The organism is Methylophaga thiooxydans DMS010, from assembly GCF_000156355.1.
Lineage (GTDB): Bacteria > Pseudomonadota > Gammaproteobacteria > Nitrosococcales > Methylophagaceae > Methylophaga > Methylophaga thiooxydans.
Genome location: NZ_GG657886.1, coordinates 16555 through 38424, shown reverse-complemented (window position 1 = coordinate 38424; position 21870 = coordinate 16555). Strand labels below are relative to the sequence as shown.

Below are 21870 nucleotides of genomic sequence, written 5' to 3'. Positions count from 1 at the left end.
AAACCGTGCCACATTAAGAGAGTTTGATATTGATTCTGTTCAACAACAGGTTTCGGAACTAAAGGCTCAGGAAAAAGGTGCCAATTGGGCTAATTCTAAACTTAGCCCGTTTAAACAGAATAAATTTCCTACCATATCTAAAGCCTTGTCTAGCATGATCAAGACACGGAGTAATCAACTTATAATTACCGTGAAAGCTACTGTGCAAGAGGTTGAAGCTATTGAGGCTGCTCAAAATGTAACCCTTGAAAGGCCTCATTATGTTGAACGTCCTGTTGCTGAAATTGCTGGCTTAGAGGCTTTGTATGATGAGAACGACATCAGAGAGTTGGTGGTTATTCAGCTTGAAAGCAATCTCAATCAATTGAGAGATGCCGATATAAATCAGCTCAGTTATCAAGATTTAGAGAAATGGGCGAAGTGGGTTAGAGAGGTTGACTCTTTAGTCAGTAAAGCCACACAAATCATTCTCTTTGCCAGAGTGTTTCTCACTAGAGAGAACTTAAAACCACTTGATCGTTTAGGTGGCAGTTATGATGAATCTTCTGCATTTACTTCTTATATAAAGCAGCTTAAATAGATCATTAATTACCTATAGTTAGTTTGGAGTTTGTTATGTCTGGTTTTGTTTCTGTTGAGGTCGAAGGGAAGCTCTATGAGTCTGAGTACCATGAAGTTGGTGGTGTGGTTCGGGTTTATGGTGATCTAGGTGACCCTCATAAGCCAGAGGTCGAGTTCACCACTCTTGGAGGTATGAAGCCAGACCAAGTCGCTAGGATTTTGCTGAGACGTTTGGTTAAGCGAGGAGTAGTTTCGCCAACTGACGATTAAACTACAGATCGCAATTCATGTGGCGAGAGATCGCAATTCATGTGGCGGCCTACAGCGTGATTGAGACTAAGGACTACAGGTTTGGTATGTCCAAAACAAAAAAGGGCCATGCTATTGCATGACCCCTTTCATGTTCTGGAGCCGGAGATAGGACTTGAACCTACGACCCACTGATTACAAATCAGTTGCTCTACCAACTGAGCTACACCGGCAATGAAGAAGCGCATTATACGTAGCTAATATGGAGTCTGCAAGCCCCAAAAGCTAGATTTTTGTCTGTTGCGTTTTCGCGCTGAAGACTATGCTGAGCTCAGCATCACTTGCGTCTCATGAATTTGGGGGGCGAGATCATTTAAGTTATTGATTGCCATATCCTCATCTGCCCAGAAGAGAGGAAAGATCACTTGCTGCTTAATACTGTCTGGTAGTGATGATAGGGGGTGGGTAAAGCTGCAGTGACGTAACTCTTTACTAATCAAAAGCAGATTTTTGAGATTTATTTCAGTTTCCGTATCCGTACTTGCGGCGTTCGATTCAGCAAAAGGTAGTTGTACTATTTCGGGGGGGAAATGCCATTTTTTTAAAATCGCTGCTCCGACTTTTGCTGAGAGGCGGGCAAGAACCATGTTAATAACAGCTTTTTTCATTTCTGGGTTTGTACCGAGGTCAGTCATGCTGTTGATGCGAAGTAGTAATGGTGTTTCGCCAATGTTGTGCAGTTGCCCTGCCAACAGCGCCATATCCGCATCAATACGTGTCTTTTCTCTGGCTAAAACAGAAATAATGCCGGCTACCTGATTTGATTTTGACCAACTTTGTCTGAGCTGGGTTTCTATGCCGGCGGTTTTACTGCGAAGGAATTGTTGTGTAATGGCAAAACCGGTGACCAGATTTTGAACTTTTGATAAGCCCAGGCGGACAATAGCTGACTTCACATCTGTTACATGCCCTCTACCCGTGAAGAGTACCGAATTAGCTACTTTGACTAAACGTGCTGATAAGTGAGGATCTTTTCTTAGGTGGGCGGCAATAACATCAACATTAGCATCTGTTTGGATAAGCTTGCGTAGCGTAATAATATTATCGGGAGGCGATGGTAGTTGAAGCGTATTGGCTTCGATTTCACGTGATAGCTGCTGCAAGGCGGCGTTCACTTTCTCTGTGAGCGACAGTTGACCGGACATGATTTATCCATAAATGTGACCTAGCACTCATTATAGACATGTATTGGGAATTAATGCAGTAAGTAAAAAGTGGGGTGAGTGATGGGGCTCGAACCCACGACAACCGGAATCACAATCCGGGACTCTACCAACTGAGCTACACTCACCATTATTTACTACAAGAGAACGGGGTAGGAAACCCCGTACTTGAGAAAGACGGTAATTCTACTGCCTTTATTTTTCTGGTCAAGGAAAATCTGCTGTTTAGACCAGTTCTAGGTCAATTTTTTTATCATCCAGATCGACGCGAACGACCTTAACAGTGAGGCTGTCGCCTAAACGGTAAACTTGACGTGTGCGTTCACCGGTCAGTCGGTGTCCGGTCGCGTCAAACTGATAATAGTCGTTTTTCAGCGATGTAACATGTACCAAACCTTCTATATAGATGTCACTCAGTTCAACAAATAAACCAAATCCCGTCACGCCACTGATTACGCCCTGATGGGTTTCACCAACCCGATCACGCATGTATTCACATTTCAGCCAGTCACTCACATCACGAGTGGCTTCATCAGCCCGACGACTAGTCATAGAACAGTGTTCGCCCAGCTGCACCATTTCTTCTTCTGAATAACGCCATTTCTTGCTTGTTTTACCACTAACAATATGGCGTATCGCACGATGTACCAGTAAATCAGGATAACGACGGATAGGTGATGTAAAGTGTGCGTAGGCTTCTAGGCCTAAACCAAAGTGGCCCACATTTTCTGGACTATATACCGCTTGTTTCATGCTGCGAAGCATGACGGTCTGAAGTAAATGACCATCCGGACGTTTGCTCGCAGTGGCAAGTAAGGAGGCATAGTGGCGCGGTTCCGGCTCATCACCGCCACCGAGGAACAAGCCCAGTTCACCAAGGAAATCACGTAAGCCGCTTAACTTCTCGGCAGAGGGCGTTTCATGGATGCGATATAAAACCGGAATTTTATGTTCCAGCAGGAATTTTGCGGCGCTGACATTGGCTGCAATCATGAACTCTTCAATTAAGCGGTGTGCGTCGTTGCGTTCGCGAGGTTCGATTGATTGAATTTTACGGTTATCATCAAACAGAAATTGCGTTTCTGTCATTTCAAAATCGATAGCACCACGCTTTTCTCTGGCTTTAAGCATGGTCTGAAACAAGTCATACATTGTTTCCAGTGCAGGCAGGACATGCTCATATTCATCTTTTAATGGTTTATCGCCATCAACGAGCATCGCAGCGACTTTGTCATAAGTAAGTCGTGCTTTTGAGTGCATCACCGCTTCATGGAATTGATGTGAGACAGTCTCGCCATCTTCATTAATTTCCATTTCACAGACCATACACAAACGATCAACGGCAGGGTTCAGTGAACATAAGCCATTCGAAAGTGCTTCAGGCAGCATTGGAATGACTTGACTCGGGAAGTAGACTGAGGTGCCTCTTTCTTGTGCATCTTCATCGAGAGGACTGCCGGCATGAACATAATGAGACACATCGGCGATAGCGACCCATAGTTTCCAGTGACCTGATTTCAGTTTTTCGGCATAAACGGCATCATCGAAGTCACGTGCATCAGCACCATCAATCGTGACAAGTGGCATGTCTCGAAGATCAAGACGACCTTCAATCGCGTCAGTCGGGATTGTGTCACCGAACTGCTCTGCTTGTTGCATCGCTTTGTCAGACCACTCATGGGGCAATTCAAAATCACGCAAGGCAATGTCGATTTCCATTCCCGGAGCTAGATGATCACCAAGAACGTTAACAACGCGGCCAAGTGGTGAACGTTTGCGATTAGGTTGCTCAGTGATTTCTACTTCGACAATTTGCTCAACTTCGGCATTAAGCAAATCCGAGGGGGGGATTAAGATGTCCTGACTAATGCGTCGATTATTAGGAATCACGAAATAAATGCTGGCATCCTGAATCAATTTACCAACTATACGTTGGTTGGTGCGTTGAGTGACTTCAACAATGGCACCTTCTTTTCGTCCGCGACGGTCAGTACCAGTAACACGTGCTAAGGCACGATCACCATGCAGCACAATACGCATTTCACGTTCGCCCAAAAAGAGGTCTTCACCGCCTTCATCAGGGATCAGAAACCCGAAGCCATCAGGATGGCCTGTTACGCGGCCACTGATCAGGTTCATTTTGGAAACGACGCCATAGGCACCTTTTCGATTGCGCAATAGTTGGCCATCACGCTCCATGGCGCGTAGCCGTCTGCGCAACGCTTCGATTTCCTCTTCGCCTTTGATGCCAATCAGCTTGGCTATACTTTTGCGCGTGAGGGGAACATTATTCTGTTTTAGTATCGTGAGGATAAATTCACGACTGGGAATTGGATTGTCGTACTTTTCGGCTTCTCGTTCTATGAACGGATCGTTTTTCTCATTATTAGTCATTGACAGTTTTTCATTCACTCTGTATCTTTGCGCATCTCTTGCCCAGGTGGCGGAATTGGTAGACGCGCTAGCTTCAGGTGCTAGTGTACTTATGTACGTGGGAGTTCGAGTCTCCCCCTGGGCACCATTTCCGAAAACAGCAACATTCGTTGCCGTCCTTACTCAAAACACACATTGTAAGCTATTTGATTAGTTTTTATTTGATTATCTCGGTTTTATGTCGGGTATTTCAATAGCATTGGCCGTTTCTTTTCTAAGTCATTGTTTTTAAAATCAGCTGCTGATGAAAAGCCGAGTGAAAGTCATCCTTTCAGACACTGTCTATATTGTCCACTATGCCTTATCTAAAGCTATTTTCCTCTGTTCAGAAATCACGACTAGCTCAAGATTTTTTCCTAATGTCCGTTAAGTTGTTTATCATCAAGCATTGATCTGGCAACTGAACGAGAGATTTTTATGGCCACCTTTATCGACTCCATAGATGAACGGACAAAACTGGCAGGTACAAACCATCTAGAAGTATTACTGTTTAATCTTGGTACCAGCGATGACACTGGTCGCAATGAAGTTTTTGGTATCAACGTATTCAAAGTGCGTGAAGTTTTGAACGTGCCTGAAATCACTACTGCACCTGAAATGCCAGAAGGTATTGAAGGGTTTGTCAGTCTTCGTGGAGACATGGTGCCGATCATCAACCTGCAAAAGTTTTGCAAACTCAAGTCAAAAGATGATCCGTCTATTCTCATGATCACCGAATACAACACACATGTACAAGGTTTCCTTGTCAGTTCAGTCGACACAATTCAACGCTTAAATTGGGAGCAGGTAAAAGAACCACCTCAATTAATTTCAAAGCGATTGGCTGGGCTTGTCACCGCAGTTGCTGAATTGGCTGATAAACGTCTGGTGATGATCATGGATGTTGAAAAAGTGTTGGCAGATGCCGGTGAGTTCTACGACGAGACCGTGTTTGAAGGTATCCGTAATTTAGGTGAAAAAAACCAATATCGTCTGTTATTTGCCGATGACTCAAATATCGCTCGCAAGCAAATCAAGAAAACCCTCGATGTGATGGGCGTTAGCCACATTGGCGCGGTTAATGGTGCGGAAGCATGGCAATTGCTGAGCAAGATGGCCGACCAATGTGAAGCTGATGGGCGTGATATCACCTCAGAAATCCAAGCTGTGTTAACAGACGTAGAAATGCCAGAAATGGATGGTTATGTGTTAACACAAAAAATTAAGGCGGATAAACGCTTAGCGCACCTTCCCGTCATCATGCATTCATCATTGACTGCGCAAGCCAACCAGGCGATGGGTAGGGGCGTGGGCGCTGATGCTTATGTGCCTAAGTTCCAACCACGCGAGCTAGCAGACACGCTTGAAACCTATCTAGATAAAGTGAAAAATTGAATTTGTGCATCAAAATCAACTACTAAGTAATGTTTTTTGTTGAAAAACCACATTTTTTGTGTCAAATTTATGTGGAGTAGTTCACACTTTCTCCGTTATAAGGAGTTCAAGGACAGATAACAATGAAAACAGATGGCATGCGTAATGATTCATAACAGTATCCGAATCGTGGATAACTTGGCTGAAATTACGAGTCATCATGATCGTCATGTTCTTGAAAAAAGCCTGCTCAAAACACTCAATGAATTATTTCCGGCTCAAGACTTACGTTTGTTTCGTGTTCGACAACACGCGGATAACCATGAACTGAGTTTGTTGGCCTTTTGTGTCAACAGCGTCATTGTTTCTGCCGATGAACCCGCTAAGTTGCAGCCCAGTCAGTCAGATTTATCTGAAGCATTATCACGGGCAATCGCGAAAGGCGATGTTGAACTTGCTGCGGGTAAAAATGGTGACTGGAATATTATTTATCCAGCTTTCGATAGCCACGGTGATATCTTTGCGGTGTTACTGATTAGCACTAATCTTGTACCGTCTGCCAGTGATCAACGCCTTGTTTATAGCATTCTAAGAGTGTATTCAAACTATCTGTCACTGATTGAAAAGACGCAAAAAGATAAACTGACGGGCTTGTACAATCGGGAGACCCTGGATAATGAAATTACCAAGGTGCTAGTGAGACAAAGCGACCATTTTGCTCAAGAAATTTCATCGAGTAATGATTCAAGAAGGCGCTCTTTTGCCATCAAGTACTGGCTGGGTGTGCTTGATATCGATCACTTCAAAGTCATTAATGATTCCTATGGTCACCTGTATGGCGACGAAGTCATTATTCTGGTGGCGAGGTTGATGTCGTCTGGCTGTATTCGGGATGATGATTTAGTGTATCGCTACGGCGGTGAAGAGTTTGTTGTTTTACTTAAAGCACCAAACGAAGAAGATGCTGCGCATACCTTTAACCGCATAAGAGAAATGATTTCTGAGCATGAATTTCCGCAGCTTAAACAAGTGACCACCAGTATTGGCTTTGTTGAGGTGTTGGGCCAGCAGTCGCCATCAGATGTTATCGGCCAAGCGGATGAAGCTTTGTATTATGCCAAGCAAAACGGGCGTAATCAGGTGCAAAGTTATCGAGAACTTATTGAACAAGGCAAGATCCACCACACATCACAAGTGGCTCATGGTGATGTAGAATTGTTTTAATATTCATTCACTCAGGATAGATAACGTGAGTCAACGCAGTTTCAGCTTTTTCGACCAGTGTATTGTGGAATTTGATAAGGCATTGACTACTTTGATGGGCAAGCCTGAAACAACTCAAAGGCCTTTTCCTGACGCCAAGTTAGACGACAATCAACCATTAACGGAAGCCGAGCGAAAGCAGTCGGCAGGGTTAATGCGTGTTAATCATGCGGGTGAGGTTTCTGCACAAGCACTTTATCAGGGCCAGGCATTAACGGCGAAACTGCCTGATGTACGAACGGCGATGGAAGCGGCAGCGACAGAAGAAAACGATCATCTGGTCTGGTGTCAGCAAAGACTGACGTCTTTATCTTCACATAGCAGTGTCTTGAATCCTTTGTGGTATCTCGGATCGTTCACGATAGGGGCACTTGCTGGAAAGGTTGGCGATAAGTGGAGTCTTGGTTTTGTAGCAGAAACCGAAAAACAAGTGGTCAAGCATATTGATAGTCACCTGCAAGTCATAAGTAACAACGATTTGAAAAGTCGAGCGATTCTGGCGCAAATGAAAATTGATGAGCAGCAACATGGTACAGCAGCCCTTGAAGCCGGCGGTGCCATGCTGCCAGAGCCTGTCACTAAGGCTATGGGGCTGGTTTCGAAAGTGATGACGAAAACGAGTTATTGGCTATAAGCTCGTTATTCGTCAGTATCAAATTCAACAGAAATTAAATAGCGTTGATTTTCTGAGTCACTCGGCTCAACCCTGATGACGCTACCTTGAGCAGTAAAAGGTTCAAATCGCTCATTGTCAGTGGCTATGGTGACTGTGATCTTATCTCCCTCTTCTGGGGAAAAGTCTGACCCCATTAAAAGTCCTGTGGCGCTTAAATCATGGCTGACACCCTGATGTTGTGTGGTGTTACTGCCCTGAACTGAAAAGCGCAGACCGGTTTTCACCTGCATTCTGATAAATGAACGTTTCTCGTCATAATCATGGCTTGCCATGTTTTACTCCATTGCTATTTCTATTGCCTATCTGGCGTTCCTGACCTAAGCTTAAAGTAACTCATTCGGACAGGGAAAACCATGCAACGACGCACTGAATTGCAAGCCTCTGATCTCTATCAATATTGTGACCCTGACAGTTGGACCTTTTCTTCAACGGCTGAACTGGAAACATTACCCACCATCATCGGCCAAGAGCGCGCTTTGAGTGCCATCGATTTTGGCGTCAATATCGATGCCGAAGGCTATAACCTCTTTATAATGGGGCCGGCTGGAGTGGGTAAATATACGATGATCAAGCGGTTTTTGGATGAACACGCCAAGCACCGCCCAAAAGCCAAAGATTGGGCCTACCTCAATAACTTTACTGACTCTCAAAAACCGTGGGTTGTGTCGATGCCTGCAGGCCAGGGTAATCAACTTCGTCACGATATCGAAGCCGTCGTAGCACATCTTGAAACCGAATTACCACAAGCATTTGATGATGAATATTACCGTGGCCGTATGCGGTCGTTGGATGAGGCCGCACGTAAACACCGTGTAAGGTTGTTCGGTACCTTACAAAGTGAAGCGGATCGCAAAGGTGTGGTGTTATTGCGCATGCAGGATGGTAGCTATGCTTTTGCTGCTCAGCGCAATGGTGAAGCCATGACTTCCGAAGAGTTTGAGCAGCTTCCCGCTCATAAACAGGAACAAACCGAAGAGGCGATAGCCGACCTGCATGAAGACCTGCAGCACACCTTATTAGAGTTACGCGAATGGGAACGCGATAATCTGAAAAAGGTGCAGGCTTTGAATGACGAAGTGGCACTTGAAGTCATCAGCAAACAAGTTAATAAACTCAAGCACGCCTATCCGAGTTCAACAACATTACAGCAGTACTTTGATGCGATGCAAAATGATATTCGTGACAATGTTGAAGTCTTCGTCAAACAAGAAGCAAGCAGTGAAGAAGCTGGTATTGAAGATAGCTTGCTTAAACGTTATCAAATCAATTTAGTGGTTGATAACAGTCAAAGTCATGGCGCCCCCATTATCTATGAAAATTTGCCGAATCATCAGACCTTATTAGGCTGTGTTGAAAATATGGCGATGATGGGCGCATTGGTGACTGATTTCTCCTTAATCAAGGCAGGTGCTGTACATCGAGCTAATGGCGGCTATTTGATTATTGATGCTGAGCAGTTGCTGATGCAGCCTTTTGGTTGGGAAGGGCTGAAACGCGCTCTCAAATCCAAAGAAGTCCGCTTTGATACTTTGGAACGTATTTATAGCCTCGTCGCCACTGTATCGCTTGAGCCAGAACCGATTCCACTTGATTTGAAAGTTGTTTTATTGGGAGATCGCCATCTCTATTACTTGCTGTATGAGATGGACCCGGAGTTTGCGGGGTTATTCAAAATCGTCGCCGATTTTGAGGAACACATGCCGCGCACAGCGGGTAATGACTTGATGTTTGCCAGAATGATGGCGAGCACCATTGAAACAGAAAAATTATTGCAGATGGATCGTAGCGCGGTTGCCCGTGTTATCGAACATAGCGCGCGATCTATAGAAGACAGTTACAAGTTTTCACTTCACCTTGGTGATATGACAGATCTGCTCAGGGAGTCATCATTTCTCGCTGGCCAGGCGGAAGCTAAAGTGGTCTCACAAGACCATGTGCAACACGCCATCAACTTGCGCGAACACCGCGTTGATAGATTACGTGGGCAGATTCATGATCAGATCGACCGACAAGTCATTGATATTGATGTCACGGGTCACCAAATCGGTCAGGTCAATGCTTTATCAGTGATGAGTTTAGGCGGTTTTAGCTTTGGTCAGCCTTCACGGGTTACAGCCAGCGCACGATTTGGTGATGACAATATCGTTGATATAGAACGTGAAGTCGATTTGGGAGGGGATATCCACGCTAAAGGCGTGCTGATTCTCAGTGGCTATTTAGGCACAACGTATGCGGCTGATAGCCCGCTTTCCATGTCTGCCAGCATTGTATTCGAACAAAACTATGGTGAAGTCGATGGTGACAGTGCGACCGTTGCTGAGTTGTGCGCGCTATTGTCATCCATTGCCGGTGTGTCGCTAAAACAATCGATCGCGATTACAGGTTCGATGAATCAACATGGCGATGTTCAGGCGATTGGTGGCGTCAATGAGAAAATTGAAGGTTTCTTTGATATTTGCTTAAGGAAAGGGCTGACAGGTAAGCAGGGCGTGATTATTCCTGCCAGTAATGTGCAGCATCTAATGTTAAGACAAGACGTGATCACGGCGGTTGCAAAGGATAAGTTTCATATTCATGCGATCAATCATGTCAGTGATGCACTGACACTGCTCTCCGGCTTAGATGCAGGCGAACGCAATACCGATGGTGAATTCAGCGTAAACAGTTTTAATGCCGCTGTGGCCGCACGTTTGCAAAAATGGGCGGATGTACACCGTCATGAGAAAGAAGCACGCGCTGAATGAATTGAAATCAGACTGCAGTGATTACCTCTGTGACCGATAGCTTGATTAGAATCAGGCTTTGGAGATAATGATGAAAAAACAGCTTTTAATCACATTAACCGCTGTAATGAGTATCAAATCAGCGTTTGCGCTAACGCTACCACCAGTACCGACGGAACCCATTTATTTCGAACCACCTATTGTGCAGGCTGAACCACAGACGCGTAGCTTGAGTTGTTATCAGATCGATAATGCTATCAACCAGTTACATCCATATCGTTATACATATAAACCCGATTATTTCAACGATGGCACGAATAAATTAGCCACTGCATTAGTCGTTTTTGATTCAATACCGATTGTTGAAGGTTGGTTGGGGTTGGGCTATCTCGGCTATTCAGCCTTAGTGTCAGAAAAAGAGGATAGAAGACAGCTTCATATTGAGCAGGAAATCGCCGCTCTGCAAAGGGTTAAGGCAGAAAAGCATTGTTATGAATAAGCCATGATGTAGATCAATAAAGCGGTCTTTTTTATTGTTTATCTTATATGAACTCATGTAATATCGTTTTTACCTAATACCCAAAGAGGTAAGAATTATGAGTAGCACACTAGACATTAAAACAAAGTGGTACGAAGCGAATCTCAAAACAGCACGCGAAACTCGTGCAAAATGGTATGAAGCCAATCTGAAACCAGCGGCGATCATTGCCAAACCTTGGTATAAAGCCAATAAACGTCCTGCTAGACAGGTCCATGTGCCATGGTACAAAGCTAATTTGGTGAAACACCTCGATACCAAGAAAAAATGGTATGCAGCCAATCTTCATGAGGCGGTTCAATCTGTCCGTGCAACTCGTAAATGGTATGAAGCGAATAAAAAACCTTCTGAAGTAGAGCAACGTTGGCAACATTTCAGTGAAGAAATGTATAGCGATGTGAAAAAAGCATGGATGCGTGTCAACCTCGAGAAGGCACGTGAAACTCGTACCAAGTGGTACGAAGCAAATCTAGACAATACGCCTAGCGGTAAACACTGGTATGAATTCAGCGATGAAAAATATTCCGATACCAAAAAGCACTGGTATGAGGCGAATCTAGAAACAGCGCGTTTCACGCGAAAAAAATGGTATGAAGCCAATATGCATCCGGATCCACATGCGGAGCTTAAAAAACGTTGGTATCAATCCAACTTGAGTTTGGTTCGTACGCAAAATGCTAAACAAAAATACTTCGCGGAAAGTGCACACCGAGCCCGCGAGAATCAGAAATGGTATGAAGCCAACCAGCGTCCCGCTAAAATTGTGGAAACGCACTGGTATGAAGCAAATATCGTTCACCATTATGAAACTAAGAAAAAATGGTATGAAGCGAACCTACAGTCTGCTTTAGCGTCAGTTCGTGCTACGCGTAAATGGTATGAAGCGAATTTAGACAATACGCCTACCGTAAAACATTGGTACGACTTTTACGAAGCGGGTGATACTGAGTGGAAATTGGCATTCCGCGAAGCCAATTTGGCACAAGCGCGCGAAAAACGTCAGAAGTGGTATGAAGCAAATCTTGATAACACGCCAACAGATAAACATTGGTATGAAATCAGTCAGGAAGTGACGACTGAAATCAAGAAAAAATGGTATGAAGCGAACTTACGTCAAGCTCGTGCCAGCCATGCTAAATGGTATGAAGCCAATATGCATCCAGACCCACATGCTGATCTCAAACAGAAGTGGTGGAAGGCGAATCTTGACTTGGCACGTACCAAGAAAATCAAAGATAATTGGTTTAAACAAAATACCATTATGGCGCGTGAATCACGCAAAAAATGGAATCAAACCGACGATTGATGTTATGAATGAATTGGGCGCTGCGGAAGTGCACTGAGGCAGTAAAATATGGAGATTCAGTGCATGACCGTTGGCGCTTTTAGCGTCAACACATACCTTGTTCAAGACAAAGCTACCGGACAGGCGGCTGTGATTGATACAGGTGAGACGATAGAGCAAACGGAATATTTACTCTCGCTCCAACCTTCACTTGATATACGAATGATTTTGCTGACACACGGTCATTTGGATCATGCTGGTGCATTGACACAGCTGCAACAGGCATTTGATGTTGACACTTATCTGCCTAGGCTGGAAAAGCCTCTATTTGATACCTTACCGCAACAAGGCGATTGGTTTGGTGCACCGCATATGAACCGGCCTTGTGGTCGAATCGACCATTGGTTAGATGACGGTGATACGATTCAGCTGGGCGAAACTACCCTACATTTTATATCAACGCCGGGGCATACACCGGGACAAGGCTGTTATTACGACGAAACCGATATTTTTGTTGGCGACACCTTATTTTCTGGCAGTGTTGGACGGACTGATTTACCAATGGGCAACGCTGCGTTGATGCAGCAAAGCTTGAGAAAATTGATGCAGTTACCCGGACACTTGCGCGTTCACAGTGGCCATGGACCGGTGACGACTTTGGCGCAGGAACGACAATCAAATCCTTTTTTAACTTTTCTTAGACAATAAAAACGATCATGGCAAATACACACACACTCCTGGAAGGCTTTAAGCGCTTCAAACAAACCTACTTTGGTGATGACAAAAAACTTTATGCAAGCATGAAAGAAGGGCAACCTGCCAAAACATTAATGGTGGCATGTTGTGATTCAAGAGTTGATCCTGCGATTCTCACCGACTGTGATCCCGGTGATATCTTCACTGTTCGTAATGTGGCAAATCTTGTTCCGCCCTGTGAAGAAGATCAACACCATCACGGCACCAGTTCTGCGATTGAATATGCGGTTACTGCATTGAAAGTCGAAAGTATTATTGTAATGGGACATGCCAACTGTGGTGGCATTAAAGGTTTATGGGAAAGTGATGATTTAAATGATTCCCAGTTTATTCACCGCTGGGTGTCGATTGCGCAAGAGGCTAAAGAATGGGTTAAGGTCAATCACGCAACTGAGAGTAATGCCGTACAGCTTAAAGCCTGTGAACAACGAGCAATACTGGTATCGCTACAAAACTTGATGGGGTTTGATTTTGTTCGCGAGCGGGTAGAGGCTGGTTCGTTAAGATTGCATGGATGGTATTTTGATTTAGCAGCCGGCGAGTTGCTCTGCTATAACCCTGAGTCGAATAAATTTGAGCAGCCTCAATAATACCTAGGGTAAGGTAAAAAAATGGGCGCTAGACAGCGCCCGTTTTTTTTATTGTTCTGTATCAGCCGTATCGTTGTTATTTTCTAGCTCAGCATCAGCATCTTCCATCATTGCTTTATCTGCTTCTGCTTTATTATCAAGATTTTCTTCGTCAGTATCATCGTCTTCGATGATTTCCACATCGTCATCACCACCGAGACCTACAAAATTCATAAAGCCGTTAAAGAAACCGGTTTTCTTTTCGCTTAAAGGTACAACCACATTCTTATCCTGACGCTCTTGTTCAGGTAGATCCGCGCGACTCGCAACAGTACGAGTATTACCTTCAAGGTGAGTCAGTTTTTCATCATCATCAAACAATAAGGTAATTCTGCGTTGCTCACGGTCTTCGCCACCCGGTTGCGAGCTGTAAATATAGTCCCAGCGGTTCGGGTGGAAAGTATCGATCAACAGTGGCGTGCCCATGACATAAGCAACCTGGCTTTTTGTCATGCCTGGCTCAAGTTGATTGATCATTTCTTGCGTAACATCATTGCCTTGCTGAATATCTATACGGTAGACACCAGGGATTTTATCAGTGCTGCAAGCGGACAGAGATAAGAGAACGGCCAAGGAAAGGCTGTAAACGACGAAGCTTTTCATTTAGTATTTATTTCTGTAGTTGATTACCAGTCTGCGATGATACTCTATTCGCAGCATTTCTACGAGGCAACAATAATAATGGAAAGACAAGATCTAAGAAAAGCCGGACTTAAGGTCACATTACCCCGATTAAAAGTTTTGGAAATCCTCGAGACATCTGAGTTGCGACATATGAGCGCTGAGGATGTCTACAAGGCATTACTGGAGATGGGAGAGGAAATCGGACTTGCCACAGTCTATCGTGTTCTGACTCAGTTTGAAGGGGCGGGCTTGGTATCGCGTCTCAGCATCGAAGGCGGTCATGCCGTGTTTGAACTAGAAGACGGCAGTCATCACGACCACCTGTTTTGCGTCCGCTGTAATCGCATTGAAGAGTTTATGGATGATGTGATTGAACAACGTCAACGAGCCATAGCAAAAGAGAAAGGCTTTGAAATGACTGATCACAGTCTGTACATCTATGGCGTTTGCAAGGTGTGTCAAAAAGAGCAGTAAAAGACTATTGTTGTGCCTGATCCAGCATTTCTTCAGCGTGAGAGCGGGTTTTCTGGGTCAGGTTAACGCCGCCTAACATTCGGGCAATTTCCTCAACACGCTGTACTTTGTCCAGCTTATCCACTTCAATATGGGTGCTGTCTTTGAGGTGTTTCTTATTCACTTGAAGTTGGTGATGCGCTTGTGCGGCAACCTGAGGCAAGTGTGTAATACAGATAACCTGTTGGCTGCTTGCCAGCTTGCGCAAGTGCTGACCGACCACTTCAGCTACACTGCCACCAATACCAACATCGACTTCATCAAAAATTAAGGTCGGAACGCTACGTTTACCGGCCGTCACTACTTGAATGGCTAGACTGATTCGGGCGAGCTCACCACCCGATGCGACTTTGACCAGTTCTCCGGCTGGTTGACCAGGATTAGTTGCGACTAATAATCGAATTTGATCAGCGCCGGTTTCAGTCATGCGATTATCACTGTAGCGTTGAACCTGAATTTCTATCCTGCCAGCTGGAATCGCTAACTGCTGAATAGAGTCGGTAATTTGTTTTGCCAACGGTTTCGCGGCTTTTTCTCGACGCTGATGTAATTTTTCACATAAGGCACGACATATCTTTTCTTTCTCTTCCACAGCCTGCCGGCGTTGCGCCTGTTGCATTTCACTGCTTGATAACGTGGCTAACTCATCACTTAATTGCTGGTAATGGGCAGGCAATTGCTCTATCTCGACATGATGCTTACGCGCTAGTTCGTGTAATAGCGATAGTTGTGTTTCGATGTCATCGAGACGATTGGGGTCAAGCTCAACATGATCTAAGTAGTGGCGTAGTTCAGTTGCACTTTCATCTAAATTAATGATGGCTGAATTCAGGGTTTCCACTGCACTAGCGAAACGCGGTTCAAAATCCTGTAACTTTTCTAACCCAGTTAATGTGCTGCTGATCTGATCGTAAGCAGCAGCTTGTTCATCATCAAAAATACGTTGAAGGCCTGTCTCAGCTGCCAGAATTAGTTGCGAGGCATTGGCGAGCTGAGTTTGTTCTTGGAGCAAGGCATTGATGCTATGTTCAGTAAGCGCCAGAGCGTCAAGCTCATCCACCTGGTATTGCAGTAGTTCTTGGCGAGCTTTTTGTTCATCAGAACGTTGTTGTATGGTCTCAAGTTCTTGCTGTAAGGCCTGCCATTCGCGATGTACGGTTTTTAATTCATCAAGTAAGGGTTTATTTTGAGCAACAATATCGATAATTTCGCGTTGCGTTTGTGGCCTTACAAGCGACTGATGTGCGTGCTGACCGTGAATATCGATACTGCGTTCACTAATTTCACGCAGTAATACGAGCGGTACAGCTCGGCCGTTAATATAGCCTTTAGAGCGACCATCGCGATTAATCGTACGGCGCAGGTGGCATTGTTCGTCATCATCCAACTCTTGTTCGATTAACCACTTACTCAGCACGCTGTTGTGTTCAAGACTGAAGTCGGCTTCAACTTCTGCACGTTCGGCGCCATGACGAATCATATTGGAATCAGCGCGATCTCCCAGTACCAGACTGAGTGCATCAACCAGCATGGATTTACCAGCACCGGTCTCGCCGGTTAGTGAGGTCATACCTTTATCAAAGGTTAGAGCCAAGTCCTCGACGACAGCGAGGTTACGCACACTTAAACTTGTCAGCATGTTAGTTTTCTACCCCATTCCAGTTTCGCTCGAAGGATAGAATAATGATCATGATCTTCAAGATGCAATAGCCGGATCTGACTTTGATGGCGTTCGATGGTCACAGTATCGCCGGGTTGTAGAAGATGCCCCGGGCGACCATCGCAAGTGACCATGCCTGTTGTGCTGTTATTTTCACTTAAGGTAATGTCAATTTTACTGCTAGCGGCTACAACCAAAGGTCGGTTACTAAGGGTGTGTGGGCAGACAGAGGCCAAAACCACGGCATCAAGGTCAACATCTAAAATAGGGCCACCTGCTGACATGGAGTAGGCCGTTGAGCCGGTTGGTGTGGCAACAACAAGGCCGTCGGCGCGTTGACTGTTCAGGAATTTACCGTTGATGTGGGTTTCAAACTCAATCATATGCAAATTCTGATGGGCATGAATCACTACATCATTCATTGCGATGCTGGTGGGGTTATTAGCCCCCTTGATGGTGGCTTGAAGTAGGAAGCGATTATCATCACGGTACTGGCCTGACAGAATGGCTCCCAATTGCTGTGACAGATTGTTTAAGGTCACATCAGCCAAGAATCCCAAGCGACCGACATTGATACCCACAATAGGCATGTTGGTGCCCGCTAGCGCACGCGAGGCAGAGAGAAGCGTTCCGTCACCGCCGATAGCGATAGTCAATTCACAATGTTGTGGAAATTCATGGATAGGTATAACGGGGAGTGTAGGTAAAAAGCTCAGCGGCTCATTACAGACGATGCTGAGCTTCTGCGCCATCAGAAAAGCATTGACTTGCTCAACCGCATTTTCCATCACCGGATCGTCCTTGCGGATAAATAAGCCGATGCGTGTAAAGGTTGAGTTGGTAGTCAAAGTGAGCGTCCGTCCGTTACAAAATGGTCATCTGATAGTAATGCTTTTGCCATAAAATCCAAAGGAAAAACTCTTTTCTGCTGATTTATCTGACAACATTGATATTCGCCGTCGTAGAAATGATAGAATATATGGATTTTACTGTACTTAAACTTAACCACAGAGGAATGAAATGGCGATCGAACGTACACTTTCTATCATCAAACCTGATGCAGTTGCAAAAAATGTCATCGGTGAGATCTACACGCGCTTTGAAAAAGCTGGTCTGAAGATTGTTGCTGCAAAGATGATGCATCTGACACAGGAACAGGCGGAAGGTTTCTATGCCGAACACAAAGAACGTCCTTTCTTCAATGACTTAGTTAGCTTCATGACCTCAGGTCCCGTGACAGTGTCGGTATTAGAAGGTGAAAATTCCGTATTGACTCACCGTGATCTGATGGGTGCAACTAACCCTGCAGAAGCAGACGCGGGCACTATCCGTGCAGACTTTGCTCAAAGCATCGACGAAAATGCCGTGCACGGTTCTGACTCTGTTGAGAGTGCAGCACGTGAAGTTGCTTATTTCTTCGCTGACGGCGAAGTCTGTGCACGTACTCGCTAAGAGATAGCTATGACACAAAGCACGAATCTACTTGGGTTGGACCTCAAAGGTCTGGAAGCGTTTTTCGTCGAACTCGGCGAAAAACCTTTCCGTGCGCGTCAGCTTTTGCAATGGATTCATAAATATCGTGTAGTAGATTTTGCCGAGATGACTAATCTCAGCAAAGCATTACGTGAAAAGTTACAAGCCGTTTCAGACATTCGTTTACCGGAAGTCCTGCATGAACATATTTCTACTGACGGTACACGGAAATGGATTATTAAGCTGTCTTGTGGCAATGCGATAGAGACAGTGTTTATACCCGAAGGGGGCAGGGGAACGCTTTGCGTATCTTCGCAAGTGGGTTGTGCTTTGACCTGTACATTCTGCTCTACCGCCCAACAAGGTTTTAACCGCAATTTGGATGCTGCTGAAATTATCGCGCAACTATGGATTGCGAATGAAGCTTTAGGCAAAGACCCTAAAGGCAATCGTGTGGTGACTAATGTTGTGATGATGGGAATGGGTGAACCCCTTGCCAACTATAACAATGTTGTTACGGCGATGAACCTAATGCGTGATGATTATGGCTACGGTATTTCCTGGCGTCGTTTGACGTTAAGTACCTCTGGTATTGTGCCGATGATTGATAAGCTGCGTGAGGACTGTCATGTCAGCCTGGCTATCTCTCTACATGCAGCTAATGATGAACTGCGTGACCAAATCGTACCCATTAATCAAAAATACCCTATCAAAGAGTTGCTGGCCGCCTGCAAACGCTATGTCGTCGGTCAACAGCGTCGTCATATAACCGTTGAGTATGTGATGCTGGATGGTATTAATGACTCGATGCAGGATGCCAAGGATTTGGTTCGGATACTGAAAGATTTACCGACCAAAATAAACATGATTCCGTTCAACCCGTTTCCGGGCACCGATTACACCTGTTCATCGCGTAATCAAATAAAACGATTTCAAAATTACCTTATCGAACAGGGCATGGTAGCCACTGTACGCAAAACCCGTGGTGATGATATCGTGGCTGCATGTGGGCAATTGGCTGGCGAGGTGCAGGATAAATCACGTCGTGCCGAACGTATGGCTAAACAGCAGGAGGTTGTATTTCACCGATGAGCAAAGGCGTGCAAAGTTGGGTATTAATGGTGGTGATTCTGGCGCTGACAGCCTGTAACACAACAGGTGGAACACGACCTGAGTATGTGGCACCGGATCCCAAGGCGGCAGAAATCAATATGCGCCTAGGCCTAAACTATATGCAACGCGGTGATTACGCCATAGCGTTAGAGAAGCTGCAAAAAGCGTTAAAACAAAACCCGAATTTGCCGAGTGCTCATAACACGATTGCATTGTTGCATCAGCGGTTAGGTGAAGATGATAAAGCTGAAGCACATTTTCTTGAAGCCGTTGAACGCGCGCCAGAGTACTCAGAAGCCCAGAATAATTTTGGTGTTTTTCTTTGCCAACAAGGCCGTTATCAGGATGCTGAGACACGATTCCTTAAAGCCGTTGAAAATCCACTCTACAACAGTAAAGCGATGGCGCTTGAAAATGCCGGTTTATGTGTAAACCGTATTCCTGATACAGAGAAGGCCGAGTCTTATTTTCGTAAGGCTTTGCAGATCCAGCCAACGCTGACAAAATCACTATTGCAAATGGCGACTATTAGCTATGAGCAACAAAGCTACTTACAAGCACGCGCCTATATTCAACGCTATCAACAAGCATCTAGCTGGACCCCCCAGTCACTGTTTTTAGCAATAAAAACGGAAAACAAATTGAATGATCAAGACGCTGTGTCGAGTTACAGCCTGATTTTACGTTCACGTTTTCCTGACTCAGATGAAATGCAGATGGTTAACCAAGGGTTGATTGATTCATGAGTGACGGCCATTCCGATGACGCTACTGTAGCAACAACATCTCCCACTATTGGTTCACGGCTTCAGCAAGCACGTGAAGCAAAAAAGTATTCGGTAGCTGAGGTAGCAGCCCAACTGCGCTTAAACAAAGACATCGTCACTTATATGGAAAACCAGCAGTGGGACAAACTCCATGGTCGAACTTATGCACGGGGTTATTTTGCCAGTTATGTGAAGTTTCTTGGTTTACCCTTTGATGAAATGCTGGCTGTTTTTAATGACGAATATCAAACCAGCGAACCCAGCCTGAATTTATTTCAACACGGTCATGATCAACTAGATCGTCAGTTCCCCTGGTTTATGCTGGCGTTGATTGCGACTGTTATGGTCGTTATTTGGTTGGCATTCCAGCAGTGGCAGCAAACTCAGGTAGTGCAGCAAGCCTCAATGGCAGAGAGCGATAATGTTGAGGAAGCGGATAACTTCAGCACCAGTATCGTAGATCCTTCGGATGCAATTGAATCACCCAATCAGCCCATGATTTCCAGTGCAGAGCAAACGGCTGAGCAGTTAGGTATATCAGCTAATAACCTGGATGAAATCACAGCAACAGAAGTGGCGAGCTCCACGTCGGCTGCGCTAGAAAGAAATAGTCAGATGACGGTAACTGACCAGCAAGCTAATGAACCAGTCTCAACCGAAGAGTCGACATTACAGCTGAGCTTTAGCGGTGAGTGCTGGGTAGAAGTCACTAATGCAGACTCACAAGTCTTGGTGAGTAAAGTTATGCGTGCCGATCAGTCTTTATTACTTAAAAGTGATCAGCCACTGAGTATTTTACTCGGACGAGCCAAGGCGGCTTCAGTGACTTTTAACAATCAAACCGTTGACCTGTCGCCACATATGCAAGGCGACCTTGCACGATTAACTTTGGGGGTTGAATCCTAATGGAATCACCAACTTACATCAAACGCAGAAAATCGCGTCAAATCATGGTCGGCAATGTGCCAGTCGGCGGCGATGCCCCGGTTGCTGTACAAAGCATGACAAATACTGAAACCACAGATGTTGCGGCAACGGTGGCGCAGATCCAAGCGCTACAAAATGTTGGCGCTGACATTGTGCGTGTTTCTGTGCCTTCGATGGATGCCGCAGAAGCCTTTGGTCAGATCAAAAAACAAGTGTCTATTCCGTTAGTGGCGGATATTCATTTCGATTATAAAATCGCACTTCGAGTAGCTGAGTTGGGCGTGGACTGTTTGCGTATCAACCCGGGCAATATTGGACGAGAAGATCGCGTCCGTGCCGTGGTAGATAAGGCGCGTGATTATGGCATCCCCATTCGTATCGGGGTGAACGCAGGCTCATTAGAAAAAGAACTACAGAAGAAATATGGTGAACCGACTCCTGATGCATTGGTAGAGTCTGCTTTACGCCATATCGATATTTTGGATCGGCTTAATTACCCTGATTTTAAAGTGAGTTTGAAAGCGTCAGATGTGTTTATGACTGTTCATGCTTATCGCAAATTAGCTGATCAAATTGAACAGCCATTGCATTTAGGCATCACTGAAGCAGGTGGTTTACGCTCAGGTTCAGTTAAATCCTCTATTGGTTTAGGCATGTTATTGGCTGAAGGCATTGGCGATACAATCCGCGTTTCCTTGGCTGCCGATCCGGTTGAAGAAATCAAAGTCGGCTTTGATATTCTTAAAAGCCTGCGTATACGTAATAAGGGGATCAACCTTATTGCCTGCCCGTCTTGTTCACGACAACAGTTTGATGTTATTTCCACGGTTAATGCCTTAGAAGCTCGTTTGGAAGACATTCTCGAACCTATGGATGTTGCCGTGATTGGTTGCGTTGTTAACGGTCCAGGTGAAGCCAAAGAAGCAGCGATTGGCCTGACAGGTGGAACACCGAACTTGCTCTATATCGATGGTAAGCCTAATCATAAAGTTGACAATGAATCACTTGTCGATGAGCTTGAAAAAGAAATTCGTAACCGTATTGCGGTGCGTCAACAACAATCAGAACCAGATAAAGTCATTCCGATAAAGGAAATCAGTTAATC

Annotated in this window: 21 protein-coding genes, 3 tRNA genes and 1 pseudogene; 17 read left to right on the top strand and 8 right to left on the bottom strand. The window is 45.1% G+C overall.

The genetic code is table 11. From position 1 onward, the window contains the following. Both MDMS009_RS16350 and MDMS009_RS02315 read left to right on the top strand, forming a co-directional pair. Positions 1 to 580 (top strand): annotated as a pseudogene (locus MDMS009_RS16350) (hypothetical protein); the annotation flags it as partial. Between the two features lie 35 nt (positions 581 to 615). Beyond that, positions 616 to 831, top strand: coding sequence for a hypothetical protein (locus tag MDMS009_RS02315; RefSeq protein WP_008290137.1), 216 nt, complete (start codon positions 616 to 618; stop codon positions 829 to 831). A gap of 136 nt (positions 832 to 967) precedes the next feature. Here the strand turns inward: MDMS009_RS02315 and MDMS009_RS02310 are convergent. The 4 genes from MDMS009_RS02310 to rnr form a co-directional block, all read right to left on the bottom strand. Beyond that, a tRNA-Thr gene (locus MDMS009_RS02310) sits at positions 968 to 1043 on the bottom strand. Positions 1044 to 1130: 87 nt separating this feature from the next. Next, entirely contained in the window at positions 1131 to 2015 is an 885-nt protein-coding gene (locus MDMS009_RS02305) for an HDOD domain-containing protein (protein ID WP_008290249.1), read from the bottom strand. A gap of 70 nt (positions 2016 to 2085) precedes the next feature. Beyond that, a tRNA-His gene (locus MDMS009_RS02300) sits at positions 2086 to 2161 on the bottom strand. 97 nt (positions 2162 to 2258) lie between these two features. Then, complete coding sequence (gene rnr, locus MDMS009_RS02295) at positions 2259 to 4427, bottom strand: ribonuclease R (RefSeq protein ID WP_008290238.1); 2169 nt, start codon at positions 4425 to 4427, stop codon at positions 2259 to 2261. Between the two features lie 40 nt (positions 4428 to 4467). Here rnr and MDMS009_RS02290 point away from each other — a divergent pair. From MDMS009_RS02290 to coq7, 4 genes are all read left to right on the top strand, one after another. Then, positions 4468 to 4554: transfer RNA gene (locus tag MDMS009_RS02290), tRNA-Leu, on the top strand. 329 nt (positions 4555 to 4883) lie between these two features. Further along, positions 4884 to 5840, top strand: coding sequence for a chemotaxis protein (locus MDMS009_RS02285; RefSeq protein WP_008290217.1), 957 nt, complete (start codon positions 4884 to 4886; stop codon positions 5838 to 5840). A gap of 144 nt (positions 5841 to 5984) precedes the next feature. Then, positions 5985 to 7043, top strand: a complete 1059-nt coding sequence (locus MDMS009_RS02280; protein WP_043887838.1) for a GGDEF domain-containing protein — start codon at positions 5985 to 5987, stop codon at positions 7041 to 7043. 25 nt (positions 7044 to 7068) lie between these two features. Then, on the top strand, positions 7069 to 7716 hold the full coding sequence (gene coq7, locus MDMS009_RS02275; RefSeq protein ID WP_043887836.1) for a 2-polyprenyl-3-methyl-6-methoxy-1,4-benzoquinone monooxygenase: 648 nt from the start codon (positions 7069 to 7071) through the stop codon (positions 7714 to 7716). A 5-nt stretch (positions 7717 to 7721) separates the two neighbouring features. On the opposite strand, the gene MDMS009_RS02270 is transcribed toward coq7, so the two are convergent. Continuing rightward, positions 7722 to 8030 carry a PilZ domain-containing protein gene (locus MDMS009_RS02270; RefSeq protein ID WP_043887834.1) on the bottom strand — a complete coding sequence of 103 codons (309 nt, stop codon included), beginning with the start codon at positions 8028 to 8030 and terminating at the stop codon, positions 7722 to 7724. An 81-nt stretch (positions 8031 to 8111) separates the two neighbouring features. Between MDMS009_RS02270 and MDMS009_RS02265 the strand changes: the two genes are divergently transcribed. The 5 genes from MDMS009_RS02265 (at position 8112) to MDMS009_RS02245 (ending at position 13650) form a co-directional block, all read left to right on the top strand. Further along, the gene (locus tag MDMS009_RS02265) at positions 8112 to 10502 is read left to right on the top strand and encodes an ATP-binding protein (protein WP_008290221.1); all 2391 of its coding nucleotides are present in this window, start codon (positions 8112 to 8114) and stop codon (positions 10500 to 10502) included. 106 nt (positions 10503 to 10608) lie between these two features. Beyond that, entirely contained in the window at positions 10609 to 10980 is a 372-nt protein-coding gene (locus tag MDMS009_RS02260) for a hypothetical protein (protein ID WP_237700455.1), read from the top strand. Positions 10981 to 11077: 97 nt separating this feature from the next. Next, positions 11078 to 12325: a hypothetical protein gene (locus tag MDMS009_RS02255; protein WP_008290247.1), complete on the top strand. Its 1248-nt coding sequence runs from the start codon at positions 11078 to 11080 to the stop codon at positions 12323 to 12325. A gap of 48 nt (positions 12326 to 12373) precedes the next feature. After that, positions 12374 to 13012 carry an MBL fold metallo-hydrolase gene (locus MDMS009_RS02250; protein WP_008290239.1) on the top strand — a complete coding sequence of 213 codons (639 nt, stop codon included), beginning with the start codon at positions 12374 to 12376 and terminating at the stop codon, positions 13010 to 13012. Between the two features lie 8 nt (positions 13013 to 13020). Next, complete coding sequence (locus MDMS009_RS02245) at positions 13021 to 13650, top strand: carbonic anhydrase (protein ID WP_008290243.1); 630 nt, start codon at positions 13021 to 13023, stop codon at positions 13648 to 13650. A 48-nt stretch (positions 13651 to 13698) separates the two neighbouring features. Here MDMS009_RS02245 and MDMS009_RS02240 read toward each other — a convergent pair whose 3' ends face one another. Then, positions 13699 to 14292, bottom strand: a complete 594-nt coding sequence (locus MDMS009_RS02240; protein WP_008290230.1) for an outer membrane protein assembly factor BamE — start codon at positions 14290 to 14292, stop codon at positions 13699 to 13701. 78 nt (positions 14293 to 14370) lie between these two features. Here MDMS009_RS02240 and fur point away from each other — a divergent pair, with 78 nt between their 5' ends. Then, entirely contained in the window at positions 14371 to 14787 is a 417-nt protein-coding gene (gene fur / locus MDMS009_RS02235; RefSeq protein WP_036315397.1) for a ferric iron uptake transcriptional regulator, read from the top strand. A gap of 4 nt (positions 14788 to 14791) precedes the next feature. Here the strand turns inward: fur and recN are convergent, their stop codons facing one another. Both recN and MDMS009_RS02225 read right to left on the bottom strand, forming a co-directional pair. Continuing rightward, a complete protein-coding gene (gene recN, locus MDMS009_RS02230) occupies positions 14792 to 16465 on the bottom strand; it encodes a DNA repair protein RecN (RefSeq protein ID WP_008290219.1) in 1674 nt (557 codons plus the stop codon). Then, positions 16459 to 17334 (bottom strand): NAD(+) kinase, encoded by an 876-nt coding sequence (locus MDMS009_RS02225; RefSeq protein WP_008290232.1) that lies wholly within the window; start codon positions 17332 to 17334, stop codon positions 16459 to 16461. Before MDMS009_RS02225 ends, recN begins: the two co-directional genes overlap by 7 nt. Positions 17335 to 17506: 172 nt before the next feature. On the opposite strand from MDMS009_RS02225, the gene ndk reads away from it, so the two are divergent. From ndk to ispG, 5 genes are read left to right on the top strand one after another with little or no spacing between them, the layout of a single operon-like run. Next, positions 17507 to 17938 (top strand): nucleoside-diphosphate kinase, encoded by a 432-nt coding sequence (ndk, locus tag MDMS009_RS02220; RefSeq protein WP_008290228.1) that lies wholly within the window; start codon positions 17507 to 17509, stop codon positions 17936 to 17938. Positions 17939 to 17947: 9 nt separating this feature from the next. Beyond that, entirely contained in the window at positions 17948 to 19051 is a 1104-nt protein-coding gene (locus MDMS009_RS02215) for a bifunctional tRNA (adenosine(37)-C2)-methyltransferase TrmG/ribosomal RNA large subunit methyltransferase RlmN (protein WP_008290240.1), read from the top strand. Beyond that, the gene (gene pilW / locus MDMS009_RS02210; protein WP_008290225.1) at positions 19048 to 19818 is read left to right on the top strand and encodes a type IV pilus biogenesis/stability protein PilW; all 771 of its coding nucleotides are present in this window, start codon (positions 19048 to 19050) and stop codon (positions 19816 to 19818) included. Before MDMS009_RS02215 ends, pilW begins: the two co-directional genes overlap by 4 nt. After that, positions 19815 to 20744 (top strand): helix-turn-helix domain-containing protein, encoded by a 930-nt coding sequence (locus tag MDMS009_RS02205; RefSeq protein WP_008290229.1) that lies wholly within the window; start codon positions 19815 to 19817, stop codon positions 20742 to 20744. The genes pilW and MDMS009_RS02205 overlap by 4 nt, the downstream gene beginning before the upstream one ends. Next, positions 20744 to 21868, top strand: coding sequence for a flavodoxin-dependent (E)-4-hydroxy-3-methylbut-2-enyl-diphosphate synthase (gene ispG / locus MDMS009_RS02200; protein WP_008290246.1), 1125 nt, complete (start codon positions 20744 to 20746; stop codon positions 21866 to 21868). Before MDMS009_RS02205 ends, ispG begins: the two co-directional genes overlap by 1 nt. Positions 21869 to 21870: the final 2 nt, after the last annotated feature.